Annotated in this window: 19 protein-coding genes; 8 read left to right on the top strand and 11 right to left on the bottom strand. The window is 65.8% G+C overall.

Features of this window, described 5'->3' with window-relative positions; all coding sequences use genetic code 11:
- Positions 1-79: 79 nt before the first annotated feature.
- The 3 genes from rpsR to DWA33_RS12875 all read right to left on the bottom strand — a co-directional run bounded on the left by rpsR (position 80) and on the right by DWA33_RS12875 (position 2315).
- Positions 80-319 (bottom strand): 30S ribosomal protein S18, encoded by a 240-nt coding sequence (gene rpsR / locus DWA33_RS12885; protein WP_011158623.1) that lies wholly within the window; start codon positions 317-319, stop codon positions 80-82.
- 5 nt (positions 320-324) lie between these two features.
- The gene (rpsF, locus tag DWA33_RS12880) at positions 325-801 is read right to left on the bottom strand and encodes a 30S ribosomal protein S6 (RefSeq protein WP_114358489.1); all 477 of its coding nucleotides are present in this window, start codon (positions 799-801) and stop codon (positions 325-327) included.
- Between the two features lie 200 nt (positions 802-1001).
- Positions 1002-2315, bottom strand: coding sequence for a GGDEF domain-containing protein (locus DWA33_RS12875; protein WP_114358488.1), 1314 nt, complete (start codon positions 2313-2315; stop codon positions 1002-1004).
- Between the two features lie 273 nt (positions 2316-2588).
- Here DWA33_RS12875 and fabD point away from each other — a divergent pair, with 273 nt between their 5' ends.
- From fabD to gmk, 7 genes are all read left to right on the top strand, one after another.
- Positions 2589-3548 (top strand): ACP S-malonyltransferase, encoded by a 960-nt coding sequence (gene fabD / locus DWA33_RS12870; RefSeq protein ID WP_114358487.1) that lies wholly within the window; start codon positions 2589-2591, stop codon positions 3546-3548.
- Positions 3549-3567: 19 nt separating this feature from the next.
- Positions 3568-4305, top strand: coding sequence for a 3-oxoacyl-[acyl-carrier-protein] reductase (gene fabG, locus DWA33_RS12865; protein WP_114358486.1), 738 nt, complete (start codon positions 3568-3570; stop codon positions 4303-4305).
- A 304-nt stretch (positions 4306-4609) separates the two neighbouring features.
- Positions 4610-4849: an acyl carrier protein gene (locus tag DWA33_RS12860; protein ID WP_002716125.1), complete on the top strand. Its 240-nt coding sequence runs from the start codon at positions 4610-4612 to the stop codon at positions 4847-4849.
- A 96-nt stretch (positions 4850-4945) separates the two neighbouring features.
- Positions 4946-6211: a beta-ketoacyl-ACP synthase II gene (fabF, locus tag DWA33_RS12855; RefSeq protein WP_114358609.1), complete on the top strand. Its 1266-nt coding sequence runs from the start codon at positions 4946-4948 to the stop codon at positions 6209-6211.
- Positions 6212-6413: 202 nt separating this feature from the next.
- Positions 6414-7655, top strand: coding sequence for an endolytic transglycosylase MltG (gene mltG / locus DWA33_RS12850; RefSeq protein ID WP_114358485.1), 1242 nt, complete (start codon positions 6414-6416; stop codon positions 7653-7655).
- Between the two features lie 91 nt (positions 7656-7746).
- Positions 7747-8634: a YicC/YloC family endoribonuclease gene (locus DWA33_RS12845; RefSeq protein WP_114358484.1), complete on the top strand. Its 888-nt coding sequence runs from the start codon at positions 7747-7749 to the stop codon at positions 8632-8634.
- Between the two features lie 2 nt (positions 8635-8636).
- Entirely contained in the window at positions 8637-9299 is a 663-nt protein-coding gene (gene gmk / locus DWA33_RS12840) for a guanylate kinase (protein WP_114358483.1), read from the top strand.
- A gap of 3 nt (positions 9300-9302) precedes the next feature.
- Here the strand turns inward: gmk and DWA33_RS12835 are convergent, their stop codons facing one another.
- From DWA33_RS12835 to lptF, 8 genes are all read right to left on the bottom strand, one after another.
- Positions 9303-10448, bottom strand: a complete 1146-nt coding sequence (locus DWA33_RS12835) for a hypothetical protein (protein ID WP_114358482.1) — start codon at positions 10446-10448, stop codon at positions 9303-9305.
- Between the two features lie 167 nt (positions 10449-10615).
- Entirely contained in the window at positions 10616-11674 is a 1059-nt protein-coding gene (locus tag DWA33_RS12830; protein WP_114358481.1) for an alcohol dehydrogenase, read from the bottom strand.
- Positions 11671-12552 (bottom strand): 16S rRNA (adenine(1518)-N(6)/adenine(1519)-N(6))-dimethyltransferase RsmA, encoded by an 882-nt coding sequence (gene rsmA, locus DWA33_RS12825; protein ID WP_114358480.1) that lies wholly within the window; start codon positions 12550-12552, stop codon positions 11671-11673. The genes DWA33_RS12830 and rsmA overlap by 4 nt, the downstream gene beginning before the upstream one ends.
- Positions 12549-13562, bottom strand: a complete 1014-nt coding sequence (gene pdxA, locus DWA33_RS12820; RefSeq protein ID WP_114358608.1) for a 4-hydroxythreonine-4-phosphate dehydrogenase PdxA — start codon at positions 13560-13562, stop codon at positions 12549-12551. Before pdxA ends, rsmA begins: the two co-directional genes overlap by 4 nt.
- 58 nt (positions 13563-13620) lie before the next feature.
- On the bottom strand, positions 13621-14541 hold the full coding sequence (locus tag DWA33_RS12815; RefSeq protein WP_114358479.1) for a SurA N-terminal domain-containing protein: 921 nt from the start codon (positions 14539-14541) through the stop codon (positions 13621-13623).
- 76 nt (positions 14542-14617) lie between these two features.
- A complete protein-coding gene (locus DWA33_RS12810) occupies positions 14618-17128 on the bottom strand; it encodes an LPS-assembly protein LptD (RefSeq protein WP_114358478.1) in 2511 nt (836 codons plus the stop codon).
- Positions 17128-18213 carry an LPS export ABC transporter permease LptG gene (lptG, locus tag DWA33_RS12805; RefSeq protein ID WP_114358607.1) on the bottom strand — a complete coding sequence of 362 codons (1086 nt, stop codon included), beginning with the start codon at positions 18211-18213 and terminating at the stop codon, positions 17128-17130. Before lptG ends, DWA33_RS12810 begins: the two co-directional genes overlap by 1 nt.
- A 13-nt stretch (positions 18214-18226) precedes the next feature.
- Positions 18227-19393, bottom strand: a complete 1167-nt coding sequence (gene lptF / locus DWA33_RS12800) for an LPS export ABC transporter permease LptF (protein ID WP_114358477.1) — start codon at positions 19391-19393, stop codon at positions 18227-18229.
- A gap of 414 nt (positions 19394-19807) precedes the next feature.
- Here lptF and DWA33_RS12795 point away from each other — a divergent pair, with 414 nt between their 5' ends.
- Entirely contained in the window at positions 19808-21310 is a 1503-nt protein-coding gene (locus DWA33_RS12795) for a leucyl aminopeptidase (RefSeq protein WP_114358476.1), read from the top strand.
- Positions 21311-21312 lie beyond the last annotated feature (2 nt).

Raw genomic sequence — 21312 nt, 5'->3', positions numbered from 1 at the left:
ATCGGCGACCGGACGACCCGGAAGCCTTATGAGAAAAAGAAGAGCGTCCCGCGGCGCGAACGCCGCGGGGCTGCTTCGATCAGCGGATCACGTAGGGCAGCAGACCGAGGAAGCGGGCGCGCTTGATGGCGCGCGCGAGCTCGCGCTGCTTCTTGGCGGACACCGCGGTGATGCGGCTCGGCACGATCTTGCCGCGCTCCGAGACGTAACGCATCAGCAGCTTGGAATCCTTGTAGTCGATCTTCGGCGCATTCGCTCCCGTGAACGGGCAGGTCTTGCGGCGGCGGAAGAACGGACGGCGTGCACCTGCTTCAGCCATGATGCTTACTCCTCGACTGCTGCTGCGGGGGCGTCGGCGTCTTCACGCGGACGGCGCGGACCACGATCGCCGCGGAAGCCGTCGCGGTCGCCACGGCCTTCGCGGTCACCACGGAAGCCGCCTTCGCGGGGGCCACGGTCGTCGCGTTCGCGGTCGCGATCGGCCTTGCGCATCATCGCCGAGGGGCCTTCCTCGTGTTCATCGACGCGTACCGTCAGATAACGGATGACGTCTTCGTTGATCCGCTCCTGGCGCTCGATCTCGGCGACCACCGCGGCCGGGCCGTCGATGTTCAGCAGCACGAAATGCGCCTTGCGATTCTTGTTCATGCGGTAGGTCAGGGAGCGCAGGCCCCACGACTCGGTCTTGGCGACCTTGCCGCCGAGACTTTCGATCACGCCGGTGATCTGGGTGGTGAGCTCTTCGACCTGCTGGGCGCTGGCATCCTGGCGCGCCAAAAATACATGCTCATAAAGAGGCATGGCTGTCCTTTCTCATGTTGGCGCAGAACCGGCGGCAAGCCCTTCGAACCCTTCGGAAAGGACTCGACTGCTCAGAAGGCGGAAGCACGGGACGACGGGCCGACTGGCCCTGCCGCATCAAAATCGCCGAGGGAATGGCCCAGGGGAGATCATGGTGAGACCGTCCGTTCAGCTCCCGGCCGGGATCTGCGGATGCGCCCTTATACGGATTTCGCCTGCCTTGGCAAGTCGCCGACCGACTGTTCGGGCAGGTTGCAATTCAACGCCGGCGGCGGGACGACCTGCTGGTCGGGGGCCGCACCGGGAACCAGCGGAACCGATTCGACCTCGTCGCGCGCCACGAACACTCCCTTACCACGGCGTTTGGCCTCGTACATCGCGCTGTCGGCGGAGCGCAGCAGGTCGTCCACGGTGAGCCCGTCTCGGGGGAAGGTGGCGCTGCCGATGCTGACGCCGATTCGCAGACGGCCGTGCTGCTCCAGGTCGAACGGCCGATCGATCGCGGCGATGATCCGCCCCGCCACCGCGTCGGCCTCGCTCACCGACGTGCCGGGCAGCAGGATCACGAATTCGTCGCCCCCGGTCCGAAAAATCAGGTCCTGCTCGCGCACGCTGTTGCGCAGGCGGGCCGCGACCTGGACGAGCACTGCGTCTCCGGCCGCGTGGCCGTAGCGGTCGTTGGCGTCCTTGAAGCCGTCGAGATCCAGGCACAGCGTGGTCAGCGGCCGATATCCGGCATCGGCGTCATCGGTCGAACCGCGCAGCAATTGCTCGAACTGCCGCCGCTTCATGACGCGGTTGGGCAGACCGGTCAGCGGATCGTGGTTCGCCAGCCATCTGTTCTCGCGTTCGGACAAAAACAGATTGAGCAGCACCTCGTAGTTCTCGATCAGGATGTAGGCGACGCCGAACCCCCAGATCGGCACCAGCAGGCCGATCAGATACATGTGCGGGATCGGCGAGAAGATCATCGCCCAGGTATAGGGAGTCCCGAGAATGTAGATCAGGGTGATGCCGTAGCGCGGCGTGCCGGCGTTGCGCGACGAGATTCCGCCCGAGAGGCCGGCGATGACGATGCCGGCCAGCAGGATCAACGGCGCTTCGCCCGACAACACGCAGATTCCGCAGCCGATGGCGTAGCTGCATCCCCAGCACAGCCCGATATAGAGCGGGCGGATCGCATTGCCGCGGCGCCCCGCAGCCTCGTCCCGCCGCAGCGAGGCGAGCGCCGCATAGCGCGCCACCCCGAACGCGATTTCGACGGCGAGCCAGATATACGCCCACGCCGCGCCGGTGATCGCCGCCGCGACCGCGGTCATCAGCGTGGTCGACAGGATCGCAAGGAGCAGGGTCCGCTTCTTGGTTTGGGTGTGCAGCAGCAGCCTGCGCACGATCGGCGCCGGCTGCGGCTGGGGACCGCTGATCAACCAATCCATCATTCGCACCGACCAGATCGGCGAACGGCATTCGGTGCCGTCGGCCCGGACGATGCTGCGGGAGGGAGATGACTGCATTACACGACACTGCCTTGCTCAGACCGGCTTTACGGCCGCAACCGTTGACGGGACGCTTAAAGTTTCCCGCGGGTTTCCAGCACGGTAAAAATTGTTCTGACGAGCCGGGACGACCGGCCCCCCGCCAGTGCCGCCGAAACGCGTCGGTCGGCGGGAAAGCGGCCGCTCCGCGGCGCGCTTCATGGGCATGAAGTCGGATGGCAGTCGCCTTGACATGACCCGCTCCGGCGGTGTCTTACGGCCCCGACTTCAGATGCAGCTTCAGGAATCCAGATGACCACAGCATTTACCTTTCCGGGGCAGGGATCCCAGGCCGTGGGCATGGGCAAGACACTGGCCGACGCCTTTCCGGCGGCGCAGGCGGTGTTCGACGAGGTCGACGCCGCGCTCGGCGAAAAGCTGACCGCGATCATCTGGGAAGGGCCGGCCGAGAAGCTTCAGCTCACCGAGAACGCGCAGCCGGCGCTGATGGCGGTGTCGCTGGCGACGATCCGGGTGCTGGAAGCGGAGGCCGGGGTCTCGGTCGGCAGGGATGCCGCGTTCGTGGCCGGCCATTCGCTCGGCGAATATTCCGCGCTGGCGGCGGCCGGCAGCCTGACCGTGAGCGACACGGCGCGGCTGCTGCGAATCCGCGGCCAGGCGATGCAGAAGGCGGTGCCGGTCGGCATCGGCGCGATGGCGGCACTGCTCGGGCTCGATTACGACACCGCCGTCGCGGTGGCAGCCGAAGCCGCGCAGGGCCAGGTCTGCCAGGCCGCCAATGATAATGGCGGCGGGCAGGTCGTCGTCTCCGGTCATAAGGATGCGGTGGAGCGCGCGGTCGAAATCGCCAAGGGCAAGGGCGCCAAGCGCGCGATGCTGCTGCCTGTGTCCGCGCCGTTCCATTGTTCGCTGATGCAGCCGGCCGCCGAAGCGATGGCCGAGGCGCTCGCAGGCGTCACCATCAAGGCGCCGGCGGCGCCGCTGGTCGCCAACGTTCTGGCGTCGCCGATCACCGACCCCGACGACATCCGCCGCCGGCTGGTCGAGCAGGTCACCGGCACCGTGCGCTGGCGCGAGTCGGTCGCCTTCATGGCGTCGCAGGGCGTCACCCAGTTCCTGGAAATCGGCGCCGGCAAGGTGCTGAGTGGTCTGGTCAAGCGCATCGCCGACGGCGCCATTGGTATTTCAGTAGGCGGCCCCAACGACATCGCCGCGGCGAAGGACGCGCTGGCGGCCGGACGCTCGGCGTAAGCCGGCACAAGGAGGCGACATGTTCGATCTGACAGGCAGGACCGCGCTGGTCACCGGCGCAACCGGCGGCATCGGCGGCGCGATCGCGCAGGCGCTGCACGGCCAGGGCGCCACCGTGGCGATCTCCGGCACGCGCCGCGAGGCGCTGGATGCGTTGGCCGGCAAGCTCGGCGAGCGCGTTCACGTGCTGCCGTGCAATCTGTCGGATGCGGCGGACGTCGAGGCGCTGGTGCCGGCTGCGGCCGAGGCGATGGGCGGGCTCGACATCCTGGTGTGCAACGCAGGTATCACCCGCGACAATCTGTTCGTGCAGCTGCGCGACGAGGATTGGGACGAGGTGATCAAGGTCAACCTCACCGCGACCTTCCGGCTGACCCGTGCCGCGACCAAGCTGATGATGCGCAAGAAGTTCGGCCGTATCATCGCCATCACTTCGGTGGTCGGTGTCACCGGCAATCCGGGGCAGGGCAACTACACGGCGTCGAAGGCCGGACTGATCGGCATGATCAAAACCCTCGGCGCCGAATACGCCAAGCGCAACATCACGGCGAACTGCATCGCACCGGGCTTCATCGCCACGCCGATGACCGATGTTCTCAACGACAAGCAACGCGAAGCGATTCTCGGCAAGGTGCCGGCCGGCAGGCTCGGCACGCCGGAGGACATCGCCGCTGCGGCGGTCTATCTCAGCTCGAACGAGGCCGCCTACGTCACCGGACAGACGATTCACGTCAATGGCGGGATGGCGATGATCTGAGACGATCTGCGAGCCTGTGGCGGCGCACGCGGCCTACCGCGCGCCGTCCCGGACTTGTGGTCAATGCATCGGAAGTATGATAACCGAAGCACCGGCGGACAGGCAAAAGAAGGCCATTGCAGGATGTCCAAACCCTGTATATTGGCGATGGGGAGCCTGCCGCCCTTGTGGTCGGCTTCGACCCGGGGACGGGGGCAAAATCAACACACTTCGCGATGCGACGGGAACTTAGCGAGTTGACGCACCACGATGGCTCGTATCGTCTGTCGGTCGGGTCGAAACGGAACAGCACGGGGTTAAATACATGAGTGAGATTGGCGAGCGGGTTAAGAAGATCGTGGTCGAACACCTTGGTGTCGAGCCCGAGAAAGTGGTCGATAGCGCCAGCTTCATCGACGATCTCGGCGCCGACAGCCTCGACACCGTCGAACTCGTGATGGCGTTCGAAGAAGAGTTCGGCTGCGAAATTCCGGACGATGCCGCCGAGACGATTCTCACCGTCGGCGACGCCACCAAGTTTCTCGAAAAGAACGCGAAGAGCTGACGCTCCGCGCGATGTGATGGAAGCCGGCCGGACCGCATCACGGCGGTCCACCGGCTTCTTGCTTTGCATTGCGCATTGGACGCCGGAGTGCTGGAGATGAGACGGGTTGTCGTCACGGGCCTTGGCATGGTCTCGCCGCTGGGCTGCGGCGTCGAAACGACCTGGAGGCGTGTTCTCGCCGGCGAGAGCGGCGCACGCAAGATCGAGGCGTTCGAGGTCTCCGATCTCGCCAGCCAGATCGCCTGCATCATTCCGCGCGGCGACGGCACCGAAGGCACTTTCAATCCCGACCAGTGGATGGAGCCGAAAGACCAGCGCAAGGTCGACGACTTCATCGTCTATGCGATGGCCGCGGCGCGGCAGGCGCTCGACGACGCCGGCTGGCATCCTTCGACCGAGGAAGAGCGCTGCGCGTCCGGCGTGCTGATCGGCTCCGGCATCGGCGGCCTGCAGGGGATCGCCGAGACCGCGCTGCTGCTGGAGCAACGCGGACCGCGCCGGATCTCTCCCTTCTTCATTCCCGGCCGCCTGATCAATCTCGCTTCGGGCTACGTCTCGATCGAGTTCGGCCTCAAGGGTCCGAACCATGCGGTGGTCACGGCGTGTTCGACCGGCGCGCACGCGATCGGTGACGCGTCGCGGCTGATCGCACTCGGCGACGCCGACGTGATGGTGGCCGGCGGCACCGAGTCTCCGATCAGCCGGCTGGCGATGGCCGGGTTCTCCGCCGCGCGGGCGCTGTCGACCGGTTTCAACGACGCGCCGACCAAGGCGTCGCGGCCCTACGACAAGGATCGCGACGGCTTCGTGATGGGCGAGGGCGCCGGCATCGTGGTGCTCGAGGAGTACGAACACGCCAAGGCGCGCGGCGCGCGGATCTACGCCGAAGTGATCGGCTACGGTCTGTCGGGCGACGCTTATCACATCACCGCGCCGAGTGCGGACGGCGATGGCGCGTTTCGCTGCATGAGCGCCGCGATCAAGCGCGGCGGCATCGCGGTGTCCGACGTCGATTACATCAACGCGCACGGCACCTCGACTCCGCTCGGAGACGAGATCGAACTCGGCGCCGCGCAACGGCTGCTCGGTAACGCCGCCTCGCGCGTCTCGATGTCGTCGACCAAGTCGTCGATCGGGCATCTGCTCGGCGCCGCCGGTGCGGTGGAAGCGATCTTCAGCGTGCTGGCGATTCGCGACAACGTCGCGCCGCCGACGATCAATCTCGACAACCCGTCGGTGGAAACCGCGATCGATCTGGTGCCGTGGAAGCCGCGGTCCCGCGAGATCAACGTTGCGCTGTCGAACTCCTTCGGGTTCGGTGGCACCAACGCGTCGCTGCTATTGCAGCGCGTGCCGAACTAGGCGCACGCCTCGTCATCCACCGTTTCGCCGCAATCGCTGCTAAACGCTACGCGGTCCATCAGTTTCGGAGTATGATCGGTTGCAGCCCTCATCGGTCCGGATAGACTCCGGACCGGACATTGCATCGACGTCGTGATCCCGAATGTCGCCGGCGCAGATTGCGCGGGCCCCAATGCGAGCCGACAGGATTCAGGTTGCACCGATGAGTGAAAGGCCGCCGATTTCGCCCAAGAGCCCACGCGCGGCACTCGAACCGGAGCAGCTTCCGCCGCCGCCGAAGCGGTCCGACCACGCGCGCAATCCGCTGGTGATTGTCGGCAATGCCATCATCACGTTCATCGTGGTGGTGATGATCGGTGCCGGTGGCTTGTATGTGTACGGCAAGAACAAGCTCGAAGCGCCGGGACCGCTGGCGCAGGACAAAACCGTCAACATCCCGCAGCGTGCCGGTCTCGACGACATCGCGCAGATTCTGAAACGCGAAGGCGTGATCGAAGACGGCTGGTTGGTGTTCGCCGGAGGCGTGATGGCCTTGCGCGCGCGCACCGAGCTCAAGCCGGGTGAGTATCTGTTCCAGAAGAACGCCAGCCTGCGCAGCGTGATCGGCACCATCGTCGAGGGCAAGGTGGTGCAGCATGCGGTGACGATTCCCGAGGGGCTGACGTCGGAGCAGATCGTCGAGCGGCTGTCGGAGAACCCGATCTTCACCGGCAGCATCCGTGAAATTCCGCGTGAAGGAACGTTGCTGCCGGAGACCTACAAGTTTCCTCGCGGTACTCTCCGTGAGCAGGTATTGAATCGACTGCAGCAGGCGCAGAAGCGGGTGCTGAGCGAGATCTGGGAGCGACGCAACCCGGATGTGCCGGTCAGGACGCCCGAGCAGTTGGTCACCTTGGCGTCGCTGGTCGAAAAGGAGACCGGCAAGCCCGACGAGCGCACCCGGGTGGCTGCCGTGTTCGTCAATCGCCTGCAGAAGAAGATGCGGCTGCAGTCCGACCCGACGATCATCTATGGTCTGGTCGGCGGCAAGGGCACGCTCGGCCGTCCGATCAAGCGCAGCGAGATCACCCAGCCGTCGCCCTACAACACCTACGTGATCGACGGACTGCCGCCCGGGCCGATCGCTAATCCGGGGCGGGCGTCGCTGGAAGCCGCCGCCAATCCGGCACGCACCCGCGACCTGTATTTCGTCGCCGACGGCAGCGGCGGTCACGCGTTCAGTGACAGCTACGAGGCGCATCAGAAGAACGTGGCCAAGCTGCGGGCGCTGGAAAAGCAGATCCAGAACGATACCGTCGAGCCGGCGGAGGAGGCCTCGTCGCCGTCGGCCGCCGCGGCGACCGATACCGCTGCCGATCCCGCCGCCACCGCGACGACCACCGGATCCCCCAAGGCCAAGAGCGGCGCCCAGAAGCGCCGCACGCGCAACGGCGCGGCCGAGTAGTCCGGCAGTTCACATTGCGGCGGCGTTTGCGGTAAGTTCCGCCTGCCGTTCGACGCGATTCTCAACCCCGCGATCCGGAGACACTGACGCGATGTCGTTATCGAGCATGACCGGATTTGCACGCAGCCACGGCGCCAGCGGGCCCTATGTGTTCGAATGGGAATTGAAGTCGGTCAATGCCAAGGGATTCGACTTCCGGATGCGGCTCCCGCCCGGATGGGACGACATCGAGCCGCCGGTGCGCAAGCGCGCCGCCGAACTGCTCACGCGCGGCACCGTCTACGCCAATCTCACCGTGAAGCGCGCCAACGCGCTGTCCACCGTGCGGATCAACGAGGACGTACTCAACTCGGTGCTGAAGGTCGCGGCGGAGGTCGCGGGCAAGGTTGACGCCGTCGCACCGAGCATCGACGGACTTCTCGCCATCAAGGGCGTGATCGAAGTGGTCGAGCCCGAGGCCGACGAGGCCGAGGACAAGGCCGCACGCGCTGCTGTCGAGACCGCTTTCGCCGAGGCCTTGAACAGTCTGATCGAGATGCGCAAGCGCGAAGGCGCAAGCCTCGGCGCAGTGCTGGCCCAGCGGCTCGGCGAACTCGAGGGGCTCGCCAAGCAGGCCGAAGCGGCGCCGGGGAGAAAGCCCGAGGCGATCAAGGCCCGGCTCGCCGAACAGATCGCGGCGCTGCTCGACACCTCGGATCGGTTCGATGCCGATCGGCTGCACCAGGAAGCGATCATGATGGCCACCAAGGCCGACATCCGCGAGGAACTCGATCGCATCGCCTCGCACATCGCGCAGAGCCGCGAGATTCTCGCCAAGGGCGGCGCCGTCGGGCGGCGGCTCGATTTTCTCGCGCAGGAGTTCAACCGCGAGGTCAACACCTGCTGCTCCAAGTCGATCGACCTGGAGCTCACCAATGCCGGGCTGGCGATGAAGAACGTCGTCGAGCAGTTCCGCGAACAGGTTCAGAATCTGGAGTAACCATGAGCGACGGAGCGGCGGGCGGACACAATGGTGTCGAGCGGCGCGGCGTGATGTTCGTGCTGTCGTCGCCGTCCGGTGCCGGCAAGACGACTCTGTCGCGGATGCTGGTGAAGGAAGCGGCCGGTCTGCAGATGTCGGTATCTGCCACCACGCGGCCGATGCGGCCGGGCGAAGTCGAAGGGCGCGATTACTTTTTTGTCGATCGTGCGAAATTCGACCAGATGGTCGCTGCAGGAGAGTTCCTCGAATGGGCGAACGTCTTCGACAATTGCTATGGCACGCCGCGCGCGCCGGTCGAAGCGGCGCTGGCCTCTGGTCGTGACGTGCTGTTCGACATCGATTGGCAGGGTACACAGCAACTGCGCAGCCATGCTCCCAACGACGTGGTCAGCGTGTTCGTGCTGCCGCCCTCGGTGCAGGCGCTGGAGCACCGCCTGCATACTCGCGCGCAGGACAGCCACGACGTCATCCAGGGCCGGATGAAGAAGGCCGGCGACGAGATGAGTCACTACGACGCTTACGACTACATCGTCGTCAACGACAATGTCGGCATCGCATTCGAGTCGGTGAAGGCGATCCTGCGGGCCGAGCAGCTCAAGCGTGAGCGCCAAATCGGCATCGACGCCTTCGTCCGCGATATGCGCCAGCAGCTCGAAGGCTGACGGTTACGCCGCCGAGCGCTTCTGAGCCAGCGCCAGCAACTGCTCGATTTCGTCGGTCACCGGGGCCGGTTCACGCGCAGGCGCGCGCGACGCTTCGGGGGCGCGCGACGGCTGCGCGTTGTCGCCTGCCGGGCGCTGTGCGGGCGCATCGCTCGGGCGCGTGGTGTCGTTGGCGACGTGGCGCTCGCGCGCCGCCCGGATCCACGCCGGCGGCTCGCTCTCCTGCACCGGTACCGGACGCTGGTCCGGCGCGATCGCCGCGTCGGCAGGGGCGTCGAGGTCGATCGGGCTCGCGCGGAAATCATCGGCATACATACCGGTGTCGATCGGCTCGGAATGCCCCGCCCACAGATCGGGCCGCTCGCTCGCATCGCGTCGGACGACCGGCTCGGAGCGGCCGAACTTCACCAGTGCAGCGACGATGCCGCCGGCGACAGCCAGAGCCGCCAGCAGCGCACCGATCAGGGTGGCGATCGTACCCGCGCTCATTGCTGCGTCTGTCGAGGAGGTCGGGGCTGCCTTTGCCGTCACCTTGGCGGCCTTGCGCAATCTGTCGGTTGCGTCCGTCGCGCCCGGCATGTTCGCTGCCGCTGGTTCCGACCATCGTTCCTTCATCGTCACCGGCGGCGCCGCGGGCGCAGTTTGCGGAGCCGGTGCTGCGGTCTGCTGAGGGGCTTCGGCGGGCGCCGCCAGAACCGGATCGGGGAACGGTGAATTCGCTGCGGCGGGAGCGGCGTTGCGCGGCTGTGGCGGCGCCGCGTATTCCGCCCGCGCATCGGCGACCGAGGGCGAAAGCGGAGACGGCGTCGGCTGCGAGACCGCCGCCGGTTGCGCTGCGCCGGTCGCAGTCACCGTTTTCGTCTTCGCGACCGACGGAGCGGGGGCTGCTTCCACCGAAGCGCCGTCCGCCGCATCTGCATCCGCCGGCGCGGCGGCGGGGGTGGCGTCGACCTTGCGCAAGTACCAGCACTTGCGCTTGTTGGCGTGATCAGTCCGGTAGAACCAATGGCTGCCGGCCGGAGTCGGCGCGTTCGGAGCCGACAGGCAGGTGTCTGCACGCGCCGGGGCGGGCACCACCGCTACGACGGCCAGGCTTGCAATCACGCCGGCGCCCGCAGCGGACAGCAACTTCGCGGATCGGTTGTGCATGGCTTTCCCCATTCTGACGCGGACAACGAACCTCTGTTCGTCCGTTTTTTCCGCGACAAATGGGGTCGCAATATGCCGACAATCCGGTGAGGGTGAGACAAATCAAAACCGCAGCATTGCGGGTGCTGGAACCCGAAATGCTGCGGTTCTCAGAACAGCCGGGCCGATTAGTTCGTCAGCATGATGCGGCCGACGACCTTACCGGCACGAAGCTGATCGATCCATTTCTGCACGTCCTGCATCGGCTCCTCCTTCATCGGAGTCGCCTTGACCTTGCCGGCGCGTGCCAGCGCCATCAGCTCCTTGGTCTCTTCGAGTGTGCCGGTCATAAAGCCTTCGACCGTCATGCGCTTGTAGATCCACTGCACCATCGGCAGCGAGAACTGGCCGCCCATCAGGCCGGACACCACGATCTTGCCGCCGCGTGCGACGGAGCTGACTGCGAAGTTCATCGACTTGTCGTTGCCGGCGAAGTCGACAATGCCGTCGAAGCCGCCGTCGGTTTCCTTGAAGATGCGCTTGGCGACGTCGGGCTCGGACGGATCGTAAGCGACCGCCGCGCCGTTCTTCAGCGCGGTCTCGCGCGCCGCCGGGCTGAGATCGGCGACCGCGATCGGCTGCTTGAACATCGCCTGGGCGAGCGACAGTCCCATCATGCCGACGCCGCCCAATCCGATCAGCAACAGATTGCGCTGGCGCGGCCGATCGACCAGGCGCTTCAGCGCGCCGTAGGCGGTGATACCCGAGCACATCAGCGTCGCCGCGACATTGGTCGGCAGCGGATCGTAGTCGAGCAGATACTTGGCGTCCGGCACCAGAACGTGGGTCGCGAAGCCGCCGTCGATCGAGACGCCGAGGAAGCGATTCCTGGCGCACAGGTTCTCGTCGCCGGCGAGGCAGTCGCGGCATTTGCCGCAGCCGATCCAGGGAAATACCGCCTTCTTGGTGCCGACAAGATCCTGCGGCGCGTCGGGGCCGACTTCGGCGACCACGCCGGCGATCTCGTGACCGAGGGTGAACGGCAAGGTCATGCCGCGCGTGGTGTCGAGCTTCTTGCCACCGCCGAGATCGGCATAGCCGTCCTGGATGTGCAGGTCGGAATGGCACAGCCCGCAGCGCTCGATCTTCACCAGCACCTCGCGGCCCTGCGGCTTGGGCGCGTCGATGATGGTCTCGCACAGCGGCGCGTCGAATTTCACCAGCGATTGGCGACGCATCTGCGTCATGTCGGGTCTCTCCCTTCAGGCGTGTTTTTTGTGGCGCGACTATTGGACAATTCGTTCGCCATGGCAACAAAACCCGATAGCGGCACGGTCTCGGCGCGGCGGGCGGGATCGATGCCGGCCGCAGCGGCGAGCCGAGCCGGATCGACACCGAGCGACTTCAAACTCTGCCGCAGCATCTTGCGGCGCTGGCCGAACGCCGCGGCTGCGACTTGTTCGAGCGCTACGCGATCACAAGGCTCAGGGTGCGCGCGGGGCACCAAGCGAACCACCGAAGAGGTCACTTTCGGCGGCGGCACGAAGGCGGACGGCGAAATGTCGAACAGCATCTGAGTCTCGGCACGCCAGTTCGACAGCACAGCGAGCCGGCCGTAGGCGTCGTCGGTCTCGCGCGCGACGATGCGCTGCGCCACCTCGCGCTGAAACATCAGCACCATCATCTCGTACCACGGCGGCCACGGCTCGGCGCACAGCCAGCCGATCAGCAGCGGCGTGGCGATGTTGTAGGGCAGGTTGGCGACGATCCGGGCGCGTTCGCCGTTGAGCATCGGGCGCGGATCGAACTGCATGGCGTCGCCGCTGACGATGTCGAGTCGGCCGGGATAGTGCGCCGCGATCTCCTCGAGCGCGCCGAGCGCGCGTTCATCGCGTTCGATCGCGATCACGCGCCGGGCGCCGGTCGCGAGCAGCGCCCGGGTCAGACCGCCGGGGCCGGGGCCGATTTCCACCACCGTCACTTCGTCGAGCGGGCCGGCCGCGCGGGCGATGCGGGCGGTGAGATTGAGATCGAGCAGGAAGTTCTGACCGAGCGATTTCCGCGCGGCGAGATCGTGTCGCCGGATCACCTCGCGCAGCGGCGGCAGGTCGTCGATCGCGCTCATGTGGGGGCGGCCGATGCCATTCGCGCAGCGAGCTTCAATGCCGCGATCAGGCTCGACGGATCGGCGCGGCCGGTCCCGGCGATGTCGAATGCGGTGCCGTGATCCGGCGAGGTGCGGACGAAGGGCAGGCCGAGCGTGACGTTGACGCCTTCGTCGAAGGCGATAGTCTTGATCGGGATCAGCGCCTGGTCGTGATACATGCCGAGCGCGCAGTCGTAAGTCTTGCGTGCGGCGGCGTGAAACATGGTGTCGGCGGGCAGAGGTCCCCGTGCATCGACGCCTTCGCCGCGCAGGATCTCCACCGCGGGCGCGACGATGGCCCGGTCCTCGCGGCCGAGCGAGCCGTCCTCGCCGGCGTGCGGATTAAGGCCGGCGAGCGCCAGCCGCGGCTGCGCGATTCCAAACCGGCTGCGCAGGTCCTGTACCACGATCCGCGCGGTGGACACGATCAGCTCGGTGCTGAGCTGCGCGATCGCGTCGCGCAGCGACACATGGATCGTGACCGGCACCACGGCGAGCGACGGGCACCACAGCATCATCACCGGCTGCGGCACGACGCCGTCGCGTTTCGCCAACTCGGCGAGAAATTCGGTATGGCCAGGATGATGGAAGCCGGCCTTGTACAGCACGCTCTTGGCGATCGGATTGGTGACAACGGCGGCCGCGCGATGCTCCCGGACGTCGGCGACGGCGTGTTCGATCGACGCGATCGCCGCCGCCGCGCTGGACTCGTCGGGCTGGCCCGGCGCGGCCGTCGCGATCCGCCCGGTCGGGACGACGGGAAGGGCGTGCGCAAACGCGGGTGCGGCTTCGTCGGCTCCGACCTCGGCGACCCTGACGTCGAGGCCGAGGACCTTGGCGCGGCGGGTCAGACAAGCGGCATCGCCGCGGATGTAGAAGGGGGGCAGGTCGTGCTGCGCGCGCTGCAGCCAGGCCGCGAGCGTGACGTCGGGGCCGATTCCGGCGGGTTCGCCGAGCGTCAGAACCAGGGGTCTTGCCATTCCGGTCAACATCGGCTCCGCGGCCCGCCTGTCGGCGCTGATCGCTGCGAGAGGGGCCGCCAGGCGGTCAGCGATATTCGATCATCGCGGCCTTGCGGACTTCCTGCAGGTATTCCTTCGACTTCGCCTGGAATTTGTCGGCGAACATCTTCTCGCGGATCTCGCGCTTGCGCGGCGTATCCGCGGTCGATTGCTTGCGCCCGCACAGCGCCACCATCTCGATCCCCTGCTTGGTGACTTCGGGGGCGGTGAGATGACCGACCGGGGTCTTGTCGAGAATGTCACGGAGCGCCGGCGGAAGGTCGGCGGAGGTCTTGACCACGGTGCCGCGGATCGCCGCATTCGGCAGCGCTTTGAACAGCCGGTCGGCCTCTGCACAGCTCGTGACGCGGCCGCGCAGCTGCTCGGCCTCCCGACGGCGAGCATCGACCGAATCCGAACCGCGCGCGACGATCATCACGATCGGACGAAGCTGATACTCGTAGCTTTCGACGGCCTTGGAGTCGTCGCCGCCCTTGAGCTGCGCCTGAATCTCCCGCTCGCTGACCTGCAGGCTGTCCTTGAAGCGCCCGCGCACCAGGCTGCCCCAGACCATCTCCGCCTTGATCCGCGACTTCAGCGTATCGGGGCGAATCCCTTGCGCTGCGAGCATTTTCGTCATCTGGGCAGAGTTCATCCGCATCCGCGAGGCCATCGTGGCGTAGGACGAATCGATGTCGGAATCGGTCGGGTTGACGCCGTACTTCTTGCCTTCTTTGATCTTGACCTTCTCGTCGATCAGATCGTCCAGCACTTGCTGCCGGCTGTCGTTCTTGTGCGACATCCGGTTCAGCTTGGAGCGCTGCTCGATGTCGAAATTGGTGATCGGCTCTCCATTCACCATCACGACCACCGACTGGGCTCGCGCCGCAACGGTGCCGAGACCCGGGATGGCCGCGGCACAGCACAGCACCAGGCCGAGGATGCGAAGGGAGAGCTTGCTCGTCATGGATCGCGTTTGCCTCACAGCCGTTGGGATGTCGGGTCGTGGCTAGCGGGAAAATGGCAGGCCCGCGCCGCGCGCGCTATTGGCCGAACACGCCGCTCGATGCTGCAGACACACTCTGCTGCATCGACGTCATCCCGATCGTCCGCAGCCCGAGCTGCAGCATGACCGAGTGGTTGAGCGTCGGCGTCGTACCGTAATTGGTGTACGAATAGCCGGTGACGTAGTTCACCGCCAACACGAAGCAATCGTCCACGTAACCGGCGCCGACGATATATTGGTTGATTTTGTTCGCTTCAAGATCCCAGCGCGCGCCGCCGGAAACCACCCAGTTGGAGGCGAGCTTCAGCGTTCCGGTTCCCAGAATGCCCTGACGGCGCGTCAGGAACCCGAGATCCGGCTGCTCAGCGTAGTTGCCGTAGATCATGCTCACCGACCAGCGATTGAAGCTGGCGCTCGCCTCGGCCTCGAACCGCTCGACGTTGAACGTCGCTTCGTTGAAGCGGGCGCGGGTGGTGAACTTGTAGGTCGAGTTCGGCGAGTACGACACCCGGCCGACATAGTCGGACTTCGGCTTGGCCAGACCGGAGTCGAGGCCGGTGTTGGTGATGTCCGCCACCGCGAAAGAGTTCAGGCCGAACAGTTGATAGGACTGGCCGAACAGCACATTGACCGAGCCGCCCTGATCGAACTGAGTCGTCGCCTGAATGCCGACATTGGCGCGACCGCCACCTTCGACCCGGTCGTAACCGGAGAACTTGTCGACGCTGAACAGGTTGCTGGTGTCGAACACCATGGTCTGAGCGTCTTCGTTCGGCAGCTTGCCGGCGTAAGACTCGTTGGGGCGAATGATCACTTGCGCGATCGGCTCGATCGTCGTGGTGCCCCACGGCTGCACGTTGATGAACGGATAGCGATATTCCAGACCGACGGTCGGCATCAGCCGCATCGTCTGGGTGTCGCCGGGGGTCAAGTAATTCGACACGCCCGGCTGGTTCGAGATCGAGGCGTCGATCGCATCGGCGCGCAGCGACGCGAACGGCGTCCAGATCTGGCCGTAGGGATCGGTGAAGGAGCGCCGCCAGTCGGCCTGCGCGGTCAGCCGCGTGTAGGTGCCGGGAACGCCGCGCAGCAGGCAGCTCGACGGCAGTCGGGCCGCAGGATCGGCAGATGTGTTGAGGCACAGCCCGGTGGTGTTGGCGATCGTCGTGACCGGATCGAACTGCGCGGTCTGCCGGCTCAGGCTGGTCAGGTTGAACTTGTAGCTGAACTCACCGCCGAAGATGTTCTGATCGAGCGTCTTCGAATAGTCGAGCACCGGGTGGATCACCGGGATCTGGCCCTGAATGTCCGCCGCCGCCCAGCCGAGATAATGGATCGCCCGGATGTCGAAATACGACCGGTTGCCGACGCCGGTCAGATAGATCTGCGACGTCGCCTCGGTGCTTTGGTTGAGGAAGGTGCCCCAACTGTCGCGATACTGCGCCAGCCGATAGTCGAGGAAGAACGCGCGATCCGACATCAGCACGCCTTCCCAGCCCCACACCCACTTGTCGTTGAGGGCGAACTGGCCCTGGGTGTCGACGGCGCCGCGGAGATCGCGGTTGCCGGGAGCGCTGCCGAACGCGGCGGGATCGGACTGGTTGATGCCGTAGGCGCGGATCTGATAGGCGCCGTCGAGCAGGCGCTGTCGGAATTCGCCCTGCATCAGCACGCCCTGCTTGGTGGTGATGCGCGGCGTCAGCGTCAGGTCGTAGTCGGGCGCCAGAGCCCAGTAGAACGGAATCTCGAAGCCGGAACCGAACGTGGTGTTGCTGGTGTAGAACGGCATCAGGAAGCCGGTCTTGCGCTTCACCGTCGGATCGGGAGTCGACAGATACGGCATGTACGCCAGCGGGACGCCGAAAAACTCGATCCGGGCATCCTCGAAATACAGCATCTTGTCGGTCTGGTCGTGGATGATCCGGGCGCCCTTGACCTGCCACAGCGGCGGCTTCTTCGGATCGTCCTTGCAGGGCGCGCAGGCGGTGTACACGCCGTTCTGAAACACGTTGTAGTTGCCGCCGGTGCGGTCGGCCCGCGACGCGGCGATTCGGGTGTCCTGTGCGGTGTCGACGCGCAGCGAGTCGACGAAGCCGTCGCGATAGTCGTCCGACAGGTCCAGGAAATTGGCGTAGGTGATCTTGCCGTCCGCATCGGTCATGCGGACGTTGCCTTCGGCGCGCAGCCGTTTGGTGTCCTGGTCGTAGACCAGCCGATCGGCCTCGACCGTGGTGCCGTTGTAGTACATCTGCACGTTGCCGACCGCAGCGACGCGCTTGTTGTTGTAGTCGTAATTGACCTCGGTGGCCTGCACCAGCATCTGGCCGTTGTTCGCCGCCGGCGGCGGCGGCTTCGGCCGCGCCGGGCGCGGATTGTAGTTGTAGCCCTGGGCCGAGGCGGAATCGATCGCGGCCGTCTGCACCGCGCCCGCGAGCGCGAACACGGCGAACGGCGTCAGCAGGGCGGCCGCGACCGCGCGTTCCCGGCGCATCTTCATGCGCCGACGCCGGGTCGACAGCTTTCCTCGGAGGGCGGCCATCGCAGCCACTATCCGTCCTCCTGATAGAGCAAGGCCAAAAATCCGGCGAGGCCGCCCACGCACACGGGCAACCATGCCGCAGCAAGCGGATGCATCAGTTCAGCCTTACTCAAATCCTCGGTCACTTTCGACAGGATATAGAGCAGAAAGCCTGCCGCCACGCCACTCAAAACCATCTTTTGCACGCCGCCGAAACGGAAGAATCGCAAGCTGACAGAAGCAGCTAGCATGACCATTGCGGCCAACAAAAACGGCTTTGCCAGCAGCTTGTGGTACTGCAGCCGGTAGCCCGCCGTCGCAAATCCGGAGTTCTCCGAGGATTTGATGTAGGCCGGGAGTTGCCAAAAAGACACACTCTCGGGGGTGGCAAAACTGTTGCGGACCTGCGCCAGCGTCAGCGAAGTCGGCAGCTCCATGGTGTCTTGATCTACCGGAGCACCGTCCAGCGTATACCGGCGCACATTCTTCAGCAGCCAATGGCCTGGCTCCAGCACCGCTTCGCGCGCTTCGATTCGGTCCTTGAACTGGAAATCGGGCTCGAACCGGAACACGGTGATGCCGGTCAGGACCGCGCCTTGCTGCTGGCTGCGCGCGGCGTTGATGATCGCCTGTCCGTCGGCATTGACCTGATTCATCCAGAAGCCATTGGCGTCCTGCAGCCCGCCGGTGTTCTCGCCGAACATTTCGGCTTCCATCTGCTTGGCGCGCTCCTGCATGTGCGCGGACAGGGGGTTGAACACCGTGGTGGCGAAGAGGCCGATCGCAATCGCGCTCCACAGCGCCGGAGAGATGAATTCCCACGCCGACAGCCCGGCGGCACGCGCCACCACCAGCTCGAGGCTGCGCGACAACGCCAGGTAGCAGGTCATGCCGCCGATCAGGATGCAGAACGGCAGCAATCGTTCGAGCAGTTGCGGCACCCGGCAGAACGACGCCTGTGCGACGTAGAACGCCGAGACGGCAAGGCCGCCGGCCCGCCGCAGCAGGTCGACGTAGTCGACGAACACCAGCAGCACGAACAGCCCGAAGAACACCCCGAGCGAGGCGATCACGAACCGGCGGGCGAAATAGCGTCCGAGCGTGTTGACGACCATCATGCGCCCCGCATCAGGCCGTCGCCGGGCGCCGGATCAACCGGAGCAGCGAGGCATTGACGGCATTCAGCGCTTCGGTCAGCCGCGCCGGCGGCTCGAGCACCACGTTGCGCTTGATCAGCCACAGGCAGAGCGCGATCGCCACCGCCAGCAGCAGGTATTGCAGCCCAGCGACGTAAGGCGTCTTGTTGGCGATCACCGACAGTGCAAATCCGGCCAGCCGGACTACGAACGCGACCAGCACCGCGCCGAACATCGAGAAGTTGCGGCTCTGCCGGGTGGTGCGGGCAAGCCCGAGGAAGGCGAACGCCACGGTCGCGAAGAAGAACGGATAGATCGGCGCCAGCAGGCGGTCGTGCATCTCCGACCGGAATTCCGTCGGCAGCCGCGCCAGCAACGGATCGTTCGCCGGCGGCCACAGCAACTCCCACAGGTAGCGTTCGCGGATTCCGTAGGACACGTCGCGGGCACGGGAGAATTTCGACATGTCGAAGGCATAGCGGCTGAACGCCACCAGCGCGGGCTCCTGCTTGCCGGTCTGGAAGCGTTCGAGGTGACCGTCTTCCAGCACCAGGAACGAGCCTTTGTCGTTTTTGAGGACGGTGCCGTGGTCGGCGATGATGCTGATGCGCTCGTTGGGCGCGCGGGCGTCGTCGATGAACACGCCGACCAGCATACCGCCGGGCTGGCGCTCCCGCACCCGGATCGTCAGCCCCGGCTCGAGCTGGGCGAACCGCCCCGGCTGCAGCACGTTGGCGAGCACGTCGGCGGTAATCTCGCTGTCCCAGCGCGCGATCCGCCGCAGCCCGTCCGGCGCGATATAGGCGCCGATGATGATCACGAGCGCCGCCACAACCATGGTCGCGTAGAAGAACGGCCGAAACAGCCGAATCGGCGACAGGCCGGCGGCGTTCATCACGATGATCTCGGAATCGGTGGCGAGGCGGTTCAGCGTATGCGCCACCGCGATCATCAAGGCGATCGGCGCGATCACCAGCACCAGCACCGGAACGGCGAGGCCGGTCAGCCCGAGAAAGGTGATGATGGTCTGGCCCTGGCTGGTCATCAAATCGATGCCGCGCAGCGCCTGGGTGATCCAGATCACACCTGTCAGGCTACCCATCACCACCGCGAACGACACCAGGGTCGTACGGAAGATATATCGGTCGATGGAGCCCATCGCTCAGTACGATCCCCTCACGTTCGGATCTGGTCGCCGCCCGGATTCATGATGAATCCTCCCCAGGGCGAAAACATCCGACGCTGTCCCAGACTCCCACTACCATCTGTCTGATCTGTCAACAAAATGGCCGGGCCGCGGCGCGCTGGGGATATGGTTAATGATGCGCCACTGTCGCTCGGCGGCCACAGCGAGAGGCCGCGGAACGACCCGGTCGCGGGCGTTGCGGTCGGGGCGCCGCCGTTGGTCTGCTTCAATCCGAGGGGCGACTCCGGCGCAATCCACTTTCCCGTGAAAGGAGTAAGGCTTCAGATGTTGTCTTGACTCGACGCCTCAACACTCCAAAACAACGGTTTTGGACCCGCGCCTGCCGGATCGTTCTGCCGCCGACAGCCTGCTTGAGGAGGAATGCCAATGCCCGACGCCGTCAAGGTCGGATTCGTCCCGTTTTCTGCGCCTGCGCGCGGCACGTTGATCGTGTTCTGCGACGACGCTCTGAAGTTCGGCGCGACGGCGACCAAGGCCTTGGGTGTGGCGATCGCCACCGTGAAGCGGGCAGCCGCCGCCAGCCAGTTCAAAGGCAAGTCCGGTTCCGCGCTCGATCTGCTGGCGCCGGAGGGGCTCAAGGTCGACCGGCTGATCGTGGTCGGCGCCGGCAAAGCCACGGCGATCAAGGACTACGATCTGCTGAAGCTCGGGGGCGCGGTGGCCGGCAAGATCGGCGCCGGCGATCAGACCGTGACCGTGATCGGTGAACTGCCCGGCGGTGCGATGAAGCCGGAGCAGGCGGCTGCGCTCGCATCGGGAATCCGGCTGCGCGCCTACAAGTTCGACCGCTACAAGACCAAGAAGAAGGACGACGAGGCGGGTTCGGTCAATGCCAGCGTCTCGATCGCGGTGGCCGATCCGGCGGCGGCGAAGAAGGCGTTCACCCCCGACGGCCATGTCGTCGACGGCGTGATCCTGGCGCGCGAACTCGTCAACGAGCCGCCGAACGTCTTGTACCCGGAGGAGTTCGCCAAGCGTGCGGCGCAGCTCAAAAAGCTCGGCGTCGAAGTGCAGATCCTCGACGTCAAGGCGATGACCCAGCTCAAGATGGGCGCGCTGCTCGGCGTGTCGCAGGGCTCGGCGCATCCCGGCCGCACCGTGATCATGCGCTGGAACGGCGGCAAGAAGAACGAGCAGCCGCTCGCCTTCGTCGGCAAGGGCGTCTGCTTCGACACCGGCGGCATCTCGATCAAGCCGTCGGCCAGCATGGAAGACATGAAGGGCGACATGGGCGGCGCGGCCTGCGTCGTCGGCCTGATGCACGCGCTCGCCGCACGCAAGGCCAAGGTCAACGTGGTCGGCGCGATCGGTCTGGTCGAGAACATGCCGGACGGGAACGCGCAGCGCCCCGGCGACATCGTCACCTCGATGTCGGGTCAGACCATCGAGATCATCAACACCGACGCCGAAGGCCGCCTGGTGCTCGCCGATGTGCTCTGGTACGTGGCGCAGAAGCACAAGCCGAAATTCATGGTCGATCTGGCGACGCTGACCGGCGCCATCATGGTGGCGCTCGGCACCGAATATGCCGGGCTGTTCTCCAACAACGATCAGCTCGCCGAGCGGCTGACCACCGTCGGCGAGGCCACCGGCGAGAAGGTGTGGCGAATGCCGCTCGGCCCGGAATACGACAAGCAGATCGACTCCCAGTTCGCCGACATGAAGAACACCGGATCGCGCAACGGCGGCTCGATCACCGCGGCGCAGTTCCTGCAGCGCTTTGTCGATGGAACGCCCTGGGCGCATCTCGATATCGCCGGCACCGCGATGGGCGCGCCGAAGAACGATATCAATCAGAGCTGGGGCTCGGGCTACGGCGTGCGGCTGCTCAATCAGCTCGTGGCGGAGTACTACGAAGCCAAGAAGTGATC

It is taken from the genome of Rhodopseudomonas pentothenatexigens (assembly GCF_900218015.1).
Taxonomy (GTDB): Bacteria; Pseudomonadota; Alphaproteobacteria; order Rhizobiales; family Xanthobacteraceae; genus Rhodopseudomonas; species Rhodopseudomonas pentothenatexigens.
The sequence above is the reverse complement of the archived record's forward strand: the minus strand, read 5'-3'. Positions and strand labels throughout refer to the sequence as shown.